Below are 17,015 nucleotides of genomic sequence, written 5' to 3' on the forward strand. Positions count from 1 at the left end.
AACGCCAGGTCACCCGAACCAGCGGCCCGAGGTGGGAGCGAAGATCCGCAGCCTGTCGCGCAGGCTCTCGGGGACACGCGCCTGGATGACGGCGTGCACCTCCTCGGGGCTGTAGGCCTGGCTGAAGTGCATCAGCACCAGCGCCTCGTTCCGGAAGCTCTCCGCCCGCGCGAGGATTTCATCGAGGTGGATGTGCAGGCGCTCCTGCGCATCCTCCACCGTGCGCTTGGCGTCGATGAACGTGCACTCCAGGATGAGCACCCGGCAGTCGAGCAGCGAGGGCGCGGTCTCCAGCACGTGCGAGAGCGTGTCGGTGGCATAGGCCAGCTCCAGCCGATCCATCTCGTCGAAGAGGGGCTCTCCGGCCTGGCGCCGCCTGCCGATCTCCGCCGGTGGCAGGCCCTGGAACTCGGGCTTGAGCTTCGAAACGCGGCGGTAGAACTGGTAGCAGAGCGACGGCACCTTGTGGTGCGTGCGGAAGGCGCGCACCCAAAGGCCGTGCCCGAGGTGATGCGTGTCCCCCGGGAGCATCGGCACGGTCTCGATGTCGGTCTCGGTCCGGTGCAGCCGGCCCTGTACCGCGAGGGCCTCGCGCACGGGCGCTTCGATCTCCGCGGGCAGGAACACCTGGGGAGGTGGCTTGCCGATCAGCGTGCGGATGCCGAGCAGAGATCCGAGCGCGCTCGCGTGGTCGGAGTGACCGTGGCTCAGGAAGATGCGGTCCGTCCCGGCGAAGGAGCGGATGGGCACTCCGGCGTCGAGCACCACGCCGAGCTCCGGCACCTGCAGCGACGTGTACACGCCGCCGACCGAAATGCCTCGAACCGTATAGGGCCCCGCGTTGACCTCGGTGAGCATCCCGGCAGGCTAACCGGTGGCCCGTACGGGCTCCAGCAGCATGGGCAGCCCGCCCTTGGGCCGGAGCGCCACCAACGGCTCCAGCTCGACAGTCCGCCCGGGCACCAGCCGCAGCCGGAAGCGCCGCAGCACCCCCGCGAGCACCAGCACCATCTCCATCATCGCGAAGTGGCTGCCGATGCAGTGGCGCTGGCCCGCCCCGAAAGGCAGGTACGCCAGCTTCGGCCGCTCCGCCACGCGCTCGGGGGTGAAGCGCTCCGGGTCGAACCGCTCCGGCTCCGGCCAGAACCGGGGCTGACGGTGGATGACATAGGGCGAGACGGCCACGATGAGGCGCGGATCCGCCGGGACACGGATGCCGTCCAGTACGTCGTCCTCCCGCGCCTGCCGCACCATCACCCAGGCCGGTGGATACAGGCGCATGCTCTCCTCGAGCACCTGCGAGAGATAGCGCAGCCTCGGAATGTCCTCGGGCCCGGGCGCACGCTCCCCGAGCACCTCGGCCACCTCGCCGCGCGCCCGCTGCTCCACCTCCGGATGCTGGGAGAGCAGGTACCACGCCCATGTCAGGGCGTTGGCCGTCGTCTCGTACCCGGCGATGAAGAGCGTCATCAGCTCGTCGCGCAGCTGCGCGTCCGTCATCCGCTCGCCCGTCTCCGCGTCCTGCGCCTCCATCAGCATCGCCAGCAGATCCTGCCCCTGCGTCTCCCCGCGGCGGCGCCGGGCGATGATGTCGAAGACGACCGAGTCGAGCGTCTGGCGCGCCCGGAGGAAGGCCCGGTTCCCCGGCGTGGGCAGGGAGAGCGGAAGCGGAAACAGCGAGAGCACCCGCTGGTTCACCACCTGCTGACCCACCGTCAGCGAGGGCAGCACGCGGTCCGCCTCGCCCAGCACCTGGGTGGAGAAGAGCGCCCGGCTCGCGATGGAGAGCGTCGTGCGCGCCATCTCGTCCGCCATCTCCACCGGGGCGGAGGTGTCGGGGCGCGCCTGCCACCGCTCCACCATGCGCTCCACCTCCTCCCCCATCATCCCCACCATCCGCATCAGGCGCTCGCGGTGGAAGGCGGGCTGCGCGAGGCGCCGCTGCCGCATCCAGAACGGGCCCTCACTCGTCAGCAGGCCGTTGCCCAGCATGGTGCTCAACCGCTGCGCCCCCGAGCCCTTCGAGTACCGGCCCACGTTCTCCACCAGCACGTGCCGCACGTGCTCCGGGTTCACCAGCGACAGCACCCGGTTGACGGGCCCCATCCGCCACTGCACCACGTCGCCGTACTCGCGGTGCATCCGCACGAGGAACCCGAGTGACTCGCCGCGCCGCTCGCGCAGACTCCCCCAGAACCAGTGTCCCTTCGGCCCCGGGGCCTCTCGCGTGCCCGTCATGACGTGTGCCTCCCTCTCCGCGCGTGGGCCTGGGGATTTAACACGCCGCGCCATCCCAAGTTGAAGTTGATGTCATGTTCATTTCCACGGGAGTTCCCTGATAAGCGGGTGCTACAAGGAAACGACATGAGCACCGAGCAGCAGCCTCTGGACGTCGAAGGAATCGCCATCGTTGGCATGGCCTGCCGTTTCCCCGGCGCCAACACGGTGGAGCAGTTCTGGCACAACCTCCAGGAAGGCCTCGAGTCCATCACCTTCTTCTCCGACGCGGAGTTGGAGCGCGCGGCCATCGATCCGGCGGAGCTGGGCGACCCGCGGTACGTGAAGGCCCGGGGTGTGCTCGAGGGCCTCGAGCTGTTCGACGCGCGCTTCTTCGGCTTCTCGCCGCGCGAGGCCGAGCTGACCGATCCCCAGCAGCGCGTGTTCCTGGAGTGCGCCTGGGAGGCCTTCGAGCGGGCCGGATACGACCCCGCCGCCTTCCCGGGCCCCATCGGCGTCTTCGCGGGCGCCGGGGCCAACGGCTACCTGCTCCACCACCTCGCCCCGGCCGGACGGCTGGTGGGAACGGCGAACGCCTTCCAGACCATCCTCCACAACAAGAACGACCACCTGACCACGCGCACCGCCTACAAGCTCGACCTCAAGGGCCCGAGCCTCTCCGTGCAGACCGCGTGCTCCACGTCCCTCGTCTCGGTGGTGCTCGCCTGCCAGTCGCTGCTCAGCCACCAGTGCGACATGGCCCTGGCCGGCGGCGTCTCCCTCCCCCTCCCCCAACGCACCGGCTACCTCTATAACGAGCGCGGCATTGGCTCTCCGGACGGCCACTGCCGCGCCTTCGACGCGAAAGCCCAGGGTACCGTCGCCGGCAGCGGCGCGGGCGTCGTGCTGCTCAAGCGGCTCGCGGATGCGCTCGCCGATGGCGACACCATCCACGCCGTCATCCGCGGCGGCGCCCTCAACAACGACGGGGCCTCCAAGGTCGGCTACACCGCCCCGAGCGTCGAGGGCCAGGCCGAGGTCATCTCCATGGCCCAGGCCCTCGCCGGTGTTTCCCCCGAGTCCATCTCCTATATCGAGGCGCACGGGACGGGCACGCCGATCGGCGACCCCATCGAGGTCCAGGCGCTCACCCAGGCCTTCCGCCGCCACACGCAGCGCCAGGGGTTCTGCGCGCTCGGCTCGGTGAAGACCAACATCGGCCACCTGGACACCGCGGCCGGCGTCGCCGGGCTCATCAAGACCACCCTCGCGCTCCAGCACCGCCGCCTCCCGCCCAGCCTCCACTTCAAGTCCCCCAACCCGGAGTTCGGCCTCGACTCCAGCCCCTTCTACGTCAACGCGCGCCTGCGCGACTGGGACGCTCCGGCCCCCCGGCGCGCGGGCGTGAGCGCCTTCGGCCTCGGGGGCACCAACGCGCACGTGGTGCTCGAGGAGGCTCCGGAGCGGACGGCCTCCGCTCCCTCGCGCCCCTTCCAGCTCCTCCAGTTGTCGGCTCGCTCGGACGCGGCGCTGGAGGCCATGACGGCCCGGCTCGCCCAGCACCTGAAGCAGCACCCCGGCCTTCCCCTCGCGGATGTGGCGTACACGCTCGCCGTGGGCCGGCGGACCTTCGACCACCGCCGCTTCGTGGTGTGCCGTGACGCCTCGGATGCCATCGCGGCGCTCGAGAGCCTCCACCCGGGCCAGGTCGTCTCCCGCGTGCAGGAGCCTGTCCGCCGCTCGCTGGTGTTCATGTTCCCCGGACAGGGCTCCCAGCACCCCGCCATGGCCGCGGACCTCCACGCCTCCGAGCCCGTCTTCCGCGAGGAGCTGGACCGCTGTCTCGAGTCCCTGCGCCAGCGCCATGACCTGGACCTGCGCCCGGTGCTCTTCCCCGCGGACCGGAATGACTCCCACGCGGCGAAGCGGCTGGAGCAGACGGCCCTCGCGCAGCCCGCCCTCTTCGCCGTCGAGTACGCGCTGGCGAAGCTGCTCGAATCGTGGGGCCTGCGGCCGGACGCGATGATCGGACACAGCGTCGGAGAGCTCGTCGCCGCGTGCCTCGCGGGCGTGTTCTCGCTGGAGGATGCGCTGGACCTCGTCGCGCTCCGGGGCCGTCTGCTGCAGGCGTGTCCTCCGGGCGCGATGCTCTCCGTCCAGCTCCCCGAGCGCGAGCTGCTGCCCCTGCTCGGACAGGAGCTGGAGATCGCCGCGGTGAATGGCCCGTCCTCGTGCGTCGTCGCGGGCGCCAGCGAGGCCATCGACGCGCTGGAGCGGCGGCTCGCGGAGCGCGCGGTGACCTGCCGGCGGCTGCACACCTCCCATGCCTTCCACTGTGCCCGGGTGGACTCCGCCGTGGCCCCCTTCCGCGAGGCCGTGGCGCGGGTGAAGCGCAATCCGCCCCGGCTCCGCTTCCTGTCCGGCACCACGGGCACGTGGCTATCCGCCGAGCAGGCCATGGACCCGGGCTACTGGGCCGAGCACCTGCGCCGTCCCGTGCGCTTCGCCGAGGGGCTCGACGAGCTGCTCAAGGAGGACAAGGCCCTCCTGCTCGAGGTGGGCCCGGGACGCGCCCTGCGCACGCTCGCGCGGTGGCACCCGCGCAAGAAGCCCGACACGGCGGTGCTGAGCTGCCTGCCCGCTCCCGATGAACAGCGCACCTCGGACGTGGAGCACCTGCTGCGCACCGTGGGCCAGCTCTGGCTGCACGGCGTGGCGGCCCCGGGGCTCTTCTCCGCGGAGCAGCGTCACCGGCTGCCGCTGCCCACCTACCCCTTCGAGCGCCAGCGCCACTGGGTCGAGCTGCGCGCCTCGCCGTCCGCGCCGGTGGGTTCGCTCGAGAAGCGCACGGACCTGGCGAGCTGGTTCTACCTGCCGGTCTGGAAGGAGTCGGTGCCTCCGGCTGCCCCGAAGCCCCCGGCGGCGGGCACGAAACCCACGGCGTGGCTGCTGCTCACGGATGGGGCCGGGCTCGGTGCGCGCATCGCCGAGCGGCTGCGGCAACAGGGCGTGGAGGTGGTCGAGGCCCGGCTGGGACGCACCTTCCGGCGCACGGGCGCGGACACCTTCGAGCTGCCTCTGACCCGTGAGGCCCATGCCTCGCTGCTCTCGGAGCTGCGCACCGAGGGACGCGCCCCGGAGCGCATCCTCCACCTCTTCGGCCTCACCCCCGAGACCACCGGCGTCTCCTCCGAGGACGTCCTCTCCCGCTCCTTCCACGGGCTGCTGCTCCTGGCGCAGGCACTCGGGAGCCAGGGCCTGGAGCGTCCGGTGCACCTGATGACCGTGACCAACGGCATGCAGGAGGTCACCGGCGGAGACCTCGTGTGGCCCGAGCAGGCCACGGTGCTCGGCCCGGTCCGCGTCATCCCCCGCGAGTACCCCAGCCTCCACTGCCGGAGCGTGGACGTCACCCTGCCCCCCGCGGACAGCCTCCACTTCGACCGGCTCGCCGGGCTGCTCGCGGCGGAGGCCGCTTCCGACTCCGAGGAGCCGGTGGTTGCCTGGCGCAACAACCGCCGCTGGGTGCAGGGCTTCGAGCCGCTCCGCCTCGAGGAGGGAACGCCGCCCCTGCGCGAGCGCGGCGTCTACCTCATCACCGGAGGCTTCGGCGGCATGGGGCTCTCGCTCGCCGAGGCCCTCGCGGCCCGCGTGAAGGCCCGGCTCGTGCTCACGAGCCGCACCGGACTGCCTCCTCGCGAGGAGTGGCCACGGCTCCTGGAGGCCCCCGGACAGGAAGAGACGCGCCGGAGGATCCGCGCCGTGCAGCGGCTCGAGGAGCTGGGCGCGGAGGTGCTGGTGTGCCGCGCGGATGTCACCGAGCTGGAGGCGATGCGCGGAGTGGTCGCGGCGGCCCGGGAGCGCTTCGGTGCGCTCCATGGCGTCATCCACGCGGCGGGCATTCCGGGCGGAGGCCTCATCCAGCTCAAGACGCCCGAGGCCGCCGCCGCTGTCCTCGCCCCCAAGGTGAAGGGGACGCAGGTGCTCGCGGCCGCGCTCGAGGGCTCCCAGCCCGACTTCCTGGTGGCGTGCTCCTCGCTGTCCTCCGTCGTCGGCCGGCTCGGCCAGGTGGACTACACGGCGGCCAATACCTTCCTGGATGCCTTCCTGCGCTCCTGGCACGCGCGCACCGGCATCCACGCGGTGGCGGTGAACTGGGGCGCCTGGGACGAGGTCGGCATGGCCGCGCGCAAGGGGCCCCGCGAGGACGAGCCGGTCCGCGTGCTCGACCATCCCCTCCTCCACCGCTGCCTCGTGGACACCCCGGAGCGGCTCGTCTTCGCCAGCGACATCGGCAATGGCCCCTCCCGCTGGGTGGTGGACGAGCACCGCATCGTCGGCGTCCCCACCGTCCCCGGCGTGGCCTGGTTCGAGCTGGTCCGGGCCGCGCTCGCCGGGCGGGCCCAGGGCAAGACGCTCGAGCTGGCCGACACCTTCTTCCTCTTCCCGCTGCGCGTGCCGGACGGGGAGACGCGCGAGGTGCGGCTCGTCATCGACAAGGAGGGCGAGGACTACCGCTGGGTGGTGCGCTCGCAACCGAAGGACGGCTCCGGCAAGGCCACCGCCCATGCCACCGGCCATGCCCGGTTCATCGACACGCCGGAGCCGCGCGTCGTCGACATCGACGCGCTCCGCCGCCGGTGCGGCCACACGCCCGCCTCCTTCGAGGCCGAGTACGAGGAAGACCTCGGGCCCCGGTGGCGCAGCGTCCGCCAGCTCCACGTGGGCCAGGGCGAGCTGCTCGTCACCCTGGAGCTGCAACCGGAGTTCTCCGCCGACTTCGAGCGGATGCTCTTCCACCCCTCGCTCATGGACCGGACCTCCGGCATGGCGAAGAGCTTCCTCGCCGAGCACGGCTTCTACCTGCCGTTCGGCTACGGACGCCTGCGCTTCCTCGGGCCCATTCCGCGGCGCATCCACGCCCACGCGCGCTTCCCGGAGCAGGCGGGCTCGGATGGGGAGACGCTCGTCTTCGAGGCCGTGTTGATGGACGAGCAGGGCCGGGTCGTCGCCGAGGTGGAGCGGCTCACCCAGAAGCGGGTGAACGACCCCGCCGCCGAGCTTCGCGCGCTGGCCACCTCGGAGCAGGAGCCGGTAACTGGTACCGGGCGGCCCGAGGCCGAGCGGCAGGAGATCCTCCCGCATGAAGGCGTGGCCGCGCTCGAGCGGCTGCTGGCGGCGCGGGTGATGCCGCAGGTGGTGGTCTCGGTGAGGGACCTGCGGGCCACCCAGGAGCGCACCGACGAGGTCGTCCGCGAGCGCATCGCCGAGGCGGTGGGCGGCTCACGCGCGGAGAGCAGCGGGCTCCAGCCCCGGCCGGGCCTCAAGACGGCCTACGTGGCACCTCGCAACGAGCTGGAGCAGAAGCTCGCCGCGGCGTGGCAGGAGGTGCTGGGCATCGAGGGCATTGGCGTCCACGATGACTTCTTCGAACTGGGCGGCGACTCCGTCATGGCCATCCAGATCATGGCCCGGGGCAGCCGGCAGGGACTCCAGCTCAACCCGGAGCAGTTCTTCCAGAGCTCGACCGTCGCGCAGCTCGCCCGGGTGCTCGAGGGAATGCTGACGCTCCAGGGTCCCGTGGTGGGCGCCGTGCCCCTCACGCCCGAGCAGCACCGCCTCCTCGGAGAGAGCCCTCCGCCTCCCGCCGTGACGGGCCGGGTGCTGGGGCTCGACCTTCCCGGGACCTTCGAGCTTCCCCGCTTGGAGAAGGTGCTCGGCGAGGTCCTCACCCTGCACGATGCGCTCCGCCACCGCTTCGTCCGCGAGGACACGGGCTGGAAGCAGGAGGGCCTGCCCCCGGGCACGGCCGTGCCGCTCTTGATGGGGGGTGACGAGACGAACCTCCAGACGAGGCTCGACCCGCACCAGGGAACGCTGCTCGTGGCGTCGCTCGTCCACCGCCCGGGGCAGGAGGATCGTCTCCTGCTGGCGGGCCATGCGCTCGTGCTCGACGCGGCCTCGTGGCGCATCCTGGCCGAGGACCTGAAGGAAGCCCTGCGGCGCAAGGACGGCGAGAGCCCGCGCCCGAAGACGGCCTCGTTCAAGCGCTGGGCGGAGCGGCTGGCCGAGACCACCGCTTCCCGGAGCACGGAGGCCCCGCCACGGGAGAACCTCACGCGCCTCCCCCTAGAGCGCACCGCGCGAGGTCCCCTGCGCGAGCACACGGTGTCTCTCTCGGTGGAAGAGACACGAGCGCTCCGGGAGAAGCTCACGAGCGCCTGGCGCGCGGACCTGGGCGAGGCCCTGCTGATGGGACTGGCCCGGGCCCTCCCCGCGTGGACGAAGGGGCGCGCGCATCTCGTCGACTTCACCCGCGACGGGCGCGGCGCGTTCGAGGGCCTCGACTGCTCCCGCACGGTGGGTTGCTTCGACGTGAGCTGGCCGGTGCAGCTGGAAGCACCCGAGGGCGCCGATGAGGTCTCGCTCCTCAAGGCCATCAAGGAGCAGGTCCGCCAGCTCCCCGCGGGCGGCACACGCCCCCAGACCGACGTGGAGTTGCGGCTGTCGGGCGCGGGTGAGGAGCTTCCGGAGGGACTCTGCAGCCAGCGGCCACAGGGTGACCACGCCCTGGTGCTCGAGGGCTCGCTGTCCGGCGGCCGGCTCCACCTGCGCTGCACCTATGCGCAAGGCGCCTGCCGCGACTCGGACGTGGAGCGGCTCGCCACGGACGTGCTCGGTGCGCTGCGCGCGCTGTGCGCCGGGGACCAGAACACCCGCGCCGCCCTCACCGCCTCCGACTTCCCCCTCGCCCGCCTGGACGAGGCGCAGATGGACACCCTCGCCCTCCTGCTCGAGCAGGCCGACCAGTCCGAAGAGTGACCGCACCGCATCCCCGAGGAAGCCATGAAGAACGTCGATGATGTCTACCGGCTCTCGCCGATGCAGCAGGGCATGCTGTTCCACAGCCTCTACTCGCCCCGGGGGGGCACCTACGTGGAGCAGGTGTACTGGCTGTGGCGCGGGCCGCTCGATGCCGCGCTGCTGCGTCAGTCCCTGCAACGGATGGTGGAGCGCCATGCCGTGCTGCGCACCGCCTTCTTCTGGGAGGGCCTCGCCGAGCCCATCCAGGCCGTGCGCCGCGAGGTGAAAGTTCCCTGGGACCAGCAGGACTGGCGGGAGCTGACAGCGGACGAGCAGGAAGCGAAGTGGACGGCCCTGCTCGGCACCGACCGGCAGCGGGGCTTCACCCTCTCCGCGGCCCCGCTCATGCGCTTCACCGTCCTGCAGCTCGGGCCGGAGCTGTACCGCTGCCTGTGGAGCTACCACCACCTGCTGCTCGACGGGTGGTCGCTGCCGCTGTGCCTGAGAGAGCTTGCCCTGCACTACGACGCGCTCTCCCAGGGGCGAGAGCCGGAGCTGGAGCCCGTCCGCCCCTTCCGGGACTTCATCGCCTGGCAGGCGAAGCGCGACCGGGCGGAGTCCGAGCAGTACTGGCGACAGTCGCTCCAGGGCTTCACCGCCCCCACGCCGCTCTGGGTGGACCGGGGCGCCGAGCTGCCGCTCCAGGCGGACGCGACGTATGCGGCCCGCTCGCTCCAGGTGCCCGCCGCCACGATGGAGCGGCTCGCGGCGCTCGCCCGCCAGCATCAGCTCACGCCGGGCACGCTCGTGCAGGGGGCCTGGGCCCTGCTGCTCTCCCGCTACAGCGGCGAGAGCGACGTGGCCTTCGGCAACGTGACGTCCAGCCGCTCCCCGTCCCTTCCCGGCTCCGAGTCGATGGTGGGGCTCGTCATCAACACGCTGGTGCTGCGCACGGCGGTGCCCCCCGAGGCCCGGCTCCTCCCCTGGCTCAAGCAGCTCCAGGCGGATCAGGTCGCCGCGCGCCGGCATGATCAGCTCTCGCTGGTGGAGGTGCAGGGGCTCGGACAGGTGCCGCGTGGACAGCCGCTGTTCCAGAGCGTCATCGCCATTCACAGCGGTCCGATGCCGAAACTTCCCCCCTTCGCCGGGGGAAAGGTGACCCTGGACGGCATCGGCTACGCGGACCCCCGGACGGGCCATCCCCTCACGCTCATGGCGGACCTCGCCGAGACGCTGGAGCTGCAGCTCGTCCACGACACGGGCCGCTTCGACACCGCCACCATCGACCGGATGCTCGGGCACGTGCGCGTCCTCCTGGAGGGCATGGTGGCGAACCCGGAGCGGCGGTTGCGCGAGCTGCCCCTGGTGACGCAGGAGGAGCGGCGCCAGTTGCTGGTGGAGTGGAACGCCACCACGCGGCCCTTCCCGCGCGACGCCTGCCTCCACGAGGTCTTCGAGGCCCAGGCCGCCCGCACGCCGGACGCCGTAGCGGTGGAGGCCGAGGGCGCACGCCTCACGTACCGGGAGCTGGACCGGCGGGCCAACCAGCTCGCGTGGCACCTGCGCTCGCTGGGCGTGGGGCGCGGCGCCATCGTCGCCCTGTGCCTGGAGCGCTCGCCAGAGACGGTGGTGGGCGTGCTCGGCATCCTCAAGGCGGGCGGAGCCTACCTTCCCCTGGACCCTGCCTACCCCCGCGAGCGCCTGGCCTTCATGCTGGACCAGGCCCGCGTCTCCGTGCTCGTCACCCAGCGCTCGCTGGCGGACCTGCTGCCCTCGGGCGGCGAGCGGCGGGTACTCATGGACGAGGACCGGGAGAAGCTCGCCGCGCTGCGCGAGGAGCCACCGCCGTCCGCGGGCACCGGCCCCATGGACCTCGCGTATGTCATGTACACCTCGGGCTCGACGGGACGGCCCAAGGGCGTGTGCGTGCCCCACCGAGGCGTGATGCGCATGGCGATGGACACCGGCTACTTCGAGACCGGGCCCCGGGAAACCTTCCTGCTTCTGTCGCCCATCTCCTTCGACACCTCGGCCTTCGAGCTCTTCGGCAGCCTGCTGCATGGAGCGAAGCTGGCGGTATGCCCTCCGCACATGCACTCGCTCGAGGAGCTGGGCCGGGTGTTGAAACAGTATGCGGTGACGACGCTCTGGCTGACGGCGCCCCTCTTCGACCAGATGGTGGCGTACCACCCCGAGGCCCTGGACTCCGTGCGGCAGGTGCTCGCCGGGGGTGACGTGATTCCACCGGGCCGGGTGAAGGAGCGGCTCTCCCGCGCGGGCTGGGTCATCAACGGCTACGGGCCCACCGAGAGCTCCACCTTCACCACCTGCTACGTGATGAAGCAGCCGGGACAGGTGGAGCGCACCGTCTCCATCGGCCGGCCCATCGCCAACACCCAGGTGTACCTGCTGGACGGACAGCTCCAGCCCGTGCCGGTGGGCGTGCCCGGAGAGCTGTACATCGGCGGAGACGGGCTCGCGGCGGGCTACCTCCACCGGCCGGAGCTCACCGCGGAGCGCTTCCTCCCCAACCCCTTCGGCCATGAGCCGGGAGAGCGCATGTACCGGACGGGCGACATCGCCCGGTACCTGCCCGATGGCCGCATCGAGTTCCTCGGCCGCGCCGACCACCAGGTGAAGATCCGCGGCTTCCGCATCGAGACGGGGGAAATCGAATCGCGGCTCCTGGAGCACCCCACCGTGAAGGAGGCGGTGGTGGTGGCGCGTGAGGACGTGCCGGGAGACAGGCGGCTGGTGGCCTACGTCGTGCCGGGCGCGGGCCACGCGACGGAGGCCGAGTCCCTGCGCGGCTTCCTCTCGGAGCGGCTGCCCGTGCACATGGTGCCCTCGGCGGTGGTGGTGCTGGACGTCCTGCCGCTGTCTCCCAACGGCAAGGTGGACCGCAAGGCCCTGCCCGCCCCCACGGGCGCCCGCGCCCAAGAGACACCTCCCATGGCCCCGCGTGACGCCGTGGAGCTGCGGCTCGTCGAGCTGTGGGAGGAGTTGCTGAACGTGCGTCCGGTGGGCATCGACCAGAGCTTCTTCGCGCTGGGCGGGCACTCGCTGCTCGCGATGAGCCTGCTGTCCCAGGTCTCCAAGCGGCTGGGCCGCACCCTGCCCCTGTCCGTGCTCTTCACGCACCCCACCGTCGAGCGGCTCGCCGAGCTGCTGCGCCAGGAGCCCTCGGCCGCCACGGACTGGACGCCGCTCGTCCCCATCCAGACCCGGGGCAAGCGGCGGCCCCTCTTCTGTGTGCACCCCATCGGCGGCAGCGCGCTCTGTTACGTGCCGCTCTCCCGGAAGCTGGGGACGGAGCAGCCCCTCTACGGGCTCGAGGCCCCGGGGCTCGATGGCACCCGCGAGCCCTTCACCTCGCTCGAGGCCATGGCGGCGGCGTACCTCGAGGTCCTGCTCAAGGCTCAGCCCGAGGGCCCCTACGCCCTGGCCGGCTGGTCCATGGGAGGCCTGGTGGTGTTCGAGATGGCGCGCGAGCTGCTCCGGCGCGGGCAGACGGTGGAGACCGTCGCGCTGATCGACAGCTGGGTGCCGACGCTCCAGCCCGGAGCCGGTCCCGCGCGGCTCGATGACACGGCGCTGCTCCTGGGCTTCGCGATGGAGCTGAGGCGCATCGCCGGACACGAGCTTGCGCTGTCGGCAGAGGAGCTCTCGCCACTCGATGCCGAGGCACGGCTCGCGCTGCTGGGAGAGCGGGCCCGGAGCGTGGGCGCGCTGCCTCCGGGCGTGGGACCCGAGGTGCTGCGTGCGCGCTTCGGCGTCTACCGGGCCCATGCCCGCGCCTTCCAGGAGTACGTGCCCGGCAAGGGCCACCCCGCGCGAATCCTCCTCTTCCGTCCGGAGACGGGCGCGCTCCAGGCCGCCTCGGGACCGATGGGAGGATGGGACACCGTGACGCAACAGCCTCCCCGGCTCATCGACATGCCGGGAGACCACTATTCCGTGATGGCCGAGCCCCACGTGACGGAGCTCGCCCGCCACCTCCAGGCGGCCCTCCCATGAAGAACGTCCAGGATGTCTACCGGCTCTCGCCCGTGCAGCGGGAGCTCCTCTCGCGGGCCTCGGCGCCGGAGGCCCGTCCCGCCCACCTCCACTGGAGCTTCCGCCAGGGGCTGGACGAGGCGGCCCTCGAGTCCGCCCTGCGCCAGCTCATCGCCCGGCACACCGCCCTGCGCACCGCCTTCTTCGCCCAGGGCATGAACGAGCCCGTGCAGGTGGTGCGCGAGAAGATCGAGCCGCGCCTGGAGCAGCACACGGCCCGGCTGGCGGCGTTCCTCGAGGAGGACCGCAGACGGGGCATGAATCCCGCGAACGCGCCCCTGTTCCGCGCCACCGTGCTGCGGGACTCGCCGGAGCTGGGCACGGTCGTCCTCACGTACCACCCGCTCGTCCTCGACGAGGGCTCGGCGCGGGTCTGCCTCCGCGAGCTGTTGCAGCTCTATCGCGCGGCCCGCGAGGGGTATGAGCCGGTGCTCGGCAAGAGCCGCCCCCAGCGGGACTTCCTCGCCTGGTTCGAGCAGCAGGACGCGCAGAAGTCGGAACGGCGGGCCCGTGAGCCACTCCGGGGTGCACAGCGCTCGCGGCTTCCCGAGGCGTGGCGCGTGGCACGGCGGGAAGACCCTCACCCCAGCCCTCTCCCAGAGGGAGAGGGAGTGTTGCAGCGGTTCCTCCTGAGTCCCGCGGCAACGGCCCAGGTGCAGGCGTTCCTGCGGCAGCACACGTTGGAGCTCTCGACGCTCCTCCAGGCCGCGTGGGCAGTGCTCCTCCACCAGCATGGCCAGGGAAGCGATCTGCTCTTTGGAACCTTCACGCCCGGGCTCCCGGCCGCGCTGTCCGGCGGAGGTCCCCTGGTGGGGCGCTTCGCCACGCTCGTCCCCCGCCGCCTCCAGGTGCCCTCACGCGGCACGCTGCTGCGCTGGCTCCGGGGACTCCAGGCCGAGCACGCCGGGACACACGCCTCCGATTACTTCGCGCCCTCCCAGTTCCGCAGCTGGCTCGAGGTCCCCCCGGAGCAAGAGCCGCTCTTCGAGAGCATTCTCACCACCGGCGCCGAGGACGAAGCCCTAGGGCCCCTCGCCCGGAGCCTCGGCTTCCACGCCCTCACGCATGAGGCGGCGGCCCTCCCCGCCCCGCTCGTCATCCGCGCCGAGCAGGGGCCCCGGTTGGAGCTGCGGTTCCACTCCGATCCCGGACAGCTCGCCTCCACGGCGGTGGCCCATGCCGCCGCGCACCTCGGGACGCTGCTGGAAGAGCTGGCGCTCCGGGCGGAGCAGGAACCCTCCGCGCTCTCACTTCCCCCGAAGCTGCCGGAGGCCCCGGCGGAGGCGGTGGCGGGCGCCCTCACGGTGGGCGGGAGCTTCGGAGCAGCCGAGGTCCAGGCCGTCCTCGCGCGGCACCCGGCGGTGTCTCGGGTGTCCGTGGTTGCCGACCCGAGCGCTCCCGGCACCGGCGCACTCGTGGCCCGGGTGGAGCCCGTGCGTCCGGCGGGCGAGGCCCGGAAGAAGCCCGGCTTCGGCCTCTTCTTCTTCGCCAACGAGGGCGCCGGCACGAGCGACAAGTACCGCCTCTACCTGGACGGAGCGAGGTTCGCGGACCGCAACGGCTTCACGGCCATCTGGACGCCCGAGCGCCACTTCGACGAGCACGGAGGGCTCTACCCGAACCCCTCGGTGCTGAGCGCCGCGCTGAGCACCATCACCGAGCGCATCGGCCTGCGCTCCGGCAGCGTCGTGCTGCCCCTGCACAATCCCTTCCGGGTGGCGGAGGAGTGGTCCGTCATCGACAACCTGTCGAAGGGCCGGGTGGGGCTGTCGGTGACGTCCGGCTGGATGCCGAACGACTTCGCGCTCGCGCCGGACCACTTCGACGCCAAGCGCGAGGTGCTGTTCCGCTCGCTGGAGCAGGTGCGGGAGCTGTGGCGCGGGGGCGCAGTGGCCACGCGGGATGGAGCGGGCAACGAGGTCCAGCTGCGCACCTTCCCCCGGCCGGTTCAACCCGAGCTGCCGGTGTGGCTCACCTGTCCCGGCAACCCCGAGCTCTTCGAGAAGGCGGGCGAGCTAGGCTTCCACGTGCTGACCTCGCTGGCCTCGCAGCCGGTGGAGGAGGTGCGGGAGAAGATCGCCCTCTACCGGGCGGCCCGGGCGCGAGCGGGACATGACCCCGCGGCGGGCACGGTGACGGTGATGCTGCACACCTTCGTGGGGCGCGAGTCCGGCGAGGTGCTCGACCGGGTCCGCGGGCCGCTCACGCACTACCTGCGCACGCACCTGCGGCTCCAGCAGATGCGCGTGCGGAGCCTGGACATCCAGGTGGACATCGACGACCCGAAGTGGCTGGACTCGCTGGCCACCTTCGCCTTCGAGCAGCACTACCGGATGAGCGCGCTGATTGGGACCCCCACCTCATGCCTGCCCATGGTGGACCGGCTGATGGAGGCGGGGGCGGACGAGCTGGCGTGCTTCATCGACTTCGGCGTCGCCGAGGCCCATGCGCTCGAGGGCTTGACGTACCTGGCCGAGCTGAAGGATCTCGCGGGGGACGAGGCGCTGCGCACCCGCCGCGTGCTGGCCGAGCACCTGGACGAACGGCTCCCCGGGACGCCGCCGGTTGCTTTCGAACTCCATTGAGAGGATGACACCCCCATGCAAGGCAAGAACGCCGTGACGGCGATGCAGCTCCCCCTGGGCCTGCGGCTGCTCAACCAGCTCGGCAGCGGCGTGGGTCCATGGGCGGTGAAGCTGGACGCGGACCAACTGATGGCGGAGGCGCGCAAGCAGACGGGCCTGAACGACTTCGGTGGCGAGGCGTTCATCGAGCCCCTGCGCAGGCTGGTTCGCGCCCTGGAGGAGGAGGGGAACCTGTCGCTCGTGGGACGGCTCTCCATCCGGGGAGGACTGCTGCGGCTGCTGGTGCAGCGGCTGCGCATCGCCGAGGACCTCGCGCGCCACCCGGAGATCCGCGAGGTTCCCATCGAGCGGCCCGTGTTCATCCTCGGCTTCATGCGGACGGGCACGACGCTGCTCTTCAACCTGCTCGCGAGGATGCCGGGAGCCCGGGCGCCGAAGCTGTGGGAGATGCTGTGGCCCTCGCCGCCGCCGGACCCGGCCACGGAGGCCTCGGACCCGCGCATCGAGCGAACCCGCCGCTTCACCGAGCAGGCGCACAAGGCCGTGCCCGCGATGAAGGCCATCCATCCCCTGGTGGCCACCGCGCCCGAGGAGTGCCTCTTCCTGCTCGGGCTGAGCTTCACCGACTTCGCCGCGGAGGCCCGGGCGCACCTGCCGGGCTACATGAACTGGCTCATGGACACGGACATGGTGCCGGCCTACCGCTACTACCGCGAGGTGCTCCAGCTCCTCACGTGGAAGTCGCGGGCGCACCACTTGGTCCTCAAGAGCCCCATCCACCTCTACAACCTGGACGCACTGCTGGCCGTCTTCCCCGACGCGCGCATCATCCAGACCCACCGGGACCCGCGCCAGGTGGTGGCCTCCGGGTGCAGCTTGTACGAGACCACGCGCATCGCGTCGATGCGGGGGCATGATCCGGTGGCGCTGGGGCAGCAGTGGCTCGACACCTGGGGCCAGGCCATGGACCGGGCGATGGCGGCACGCGCCAAGGCAGCCCCCGAGCAGTTCCTCGACGTGCACTTCGACGAGCTGATGGCGGACCCGGCGGGCCAGGTGCAGCGCATCCACCGGTGGGCCGGACTGGGCGGCGAGGAAGCGGCGGCCGGGGTCGTCCAGTCGTGGCTCGCGGAGAACCCGCGCCACAAGCACGGCGTGCACCAGTACACGCTGGAGCACTACGGCCTCGATGCCCAGCAGGTGGCCGAGCGCTTCCGGGCCTACACCGGGCACTTCAACGTCCGCATGGCGTAGCGGGACGGGCTGTCACGCCCCGCGAGCCACCGCTGACAGGTTGTCGCGCTCGGCGTGTGCGGCACATGGGAAAGAGCCCCCTCTTTCCCTCTGGAGCGG

Annotated in this window: 6 protein-coding genes; 4 read left to right on the forward strand and 2 right to left on the reverse strand. The window is 71.8% G+C overall.

Annotation, left to right across the window (positions count from 1 at the left end; genetic code table 11):
• Positions 1 to 9 precede the first annotated feature (9 nt).
• Together NR798_RS36785 and NR798_RS36790 are read right to left on the reverse strand one after the other, a co-directional pair.
• A complete protein-coding gene (locus tag NR798_RS36785) occupies positions 10 to 858 on the reverse strand; it encodes an MBL fold metallo-hydrolase (protein ID WP_375767222.1) in 849 nt (282 codons plus the stop codon).
• Positions 859 to 867: 9 nt separating this feature from the next.
• Positions 868 to 2,238 carry a cytochrome P450 gene (locus NR798_RS36790; RefSeq protein ID WP_375767223.1) on the reverse strand — a complete coding sequence of 457 codons (1,371 nt, stop codon included), beginning with the start codon at positions 2,236 to 2,238 and terminating at the stop codon, positions 868 to 870.
• Between the two features lie 126 nt (positions 2,239 to 2,364).
• Between NR798_RS36790 and NR798_RS36795 the strand changes: the two genes are divergently transcribed.
• Genes NR798_RS36795 through NR798_RS36810 form a run of 4 tightly spaced genes read left to right on the forward strand, consistent with a single transcriptional unit; the run spans position 2,365 to position 16,916 of the window.
• Positions 2,365 to 9,039: an SDR family NAD(P)-dependent oxidoreductase gene (locus tag NR798_RS36795; protein ID WP_375767224.1), complete on the forward strand. Its 6,675-nt coding sequence runs from the start codon at positions 2,365 to 2,367 to the stop codon at positions 9,037 to 9,039.
• Positions 9,040 to 9,063: 24 nt separating this feature from the next.
• Positions 9,064 to 13,038: an amino acid adenylation domain-containing protein gene (locus tag NR798_RS36800; RefSeq protein WP_375767225.1), complete on the forward strand. Its 3,975-nt coding sequence runs from the start codon at positions 9,064 to 9,066 to the stop codon at positions 13,036 to 13,038.
• Positions 13,035 to 15,662 carry a MupA/Atu3671 family FMN-dependent luciferase-like monooxygenase gene (locus tag NR798_RS36805; RefSeq protein ID WP_375767226.1) on the forward strand — a complete coding sequence of 876 codons (2,628 nt, stop codon included), beginning with the start codon at positions 13,035 to 13,037 and terminating at the stop codon, positions 15,660 to 15,662. Before NR798_RS36800 ends, NR798_RS36805 begins: the two co-directional genes overlap by 4 nt.
• Positions 15,663 to 15,677: 15 nt before the next feature.
• A complete protein-coding gene (locus NR798_RS36810) occupies positions 15,678 to 16,916 on the forward strand; it encodes a sulfotransferase (RefSeq protein ID WP_375767227.1) in 1,239 nt (412 codons plus the stop codon).
• Positions 16,917 to 17,015 lie beyond the last annotated feature (99 nt).

Source organism: Archangium gephyra (assembly GCF_042230915.1).
GTDB lineage: Bacteria > Myxococcota > Myxococcia > Myxococcales > Myxococcaceae > Archangium > Archangium gephyra_B.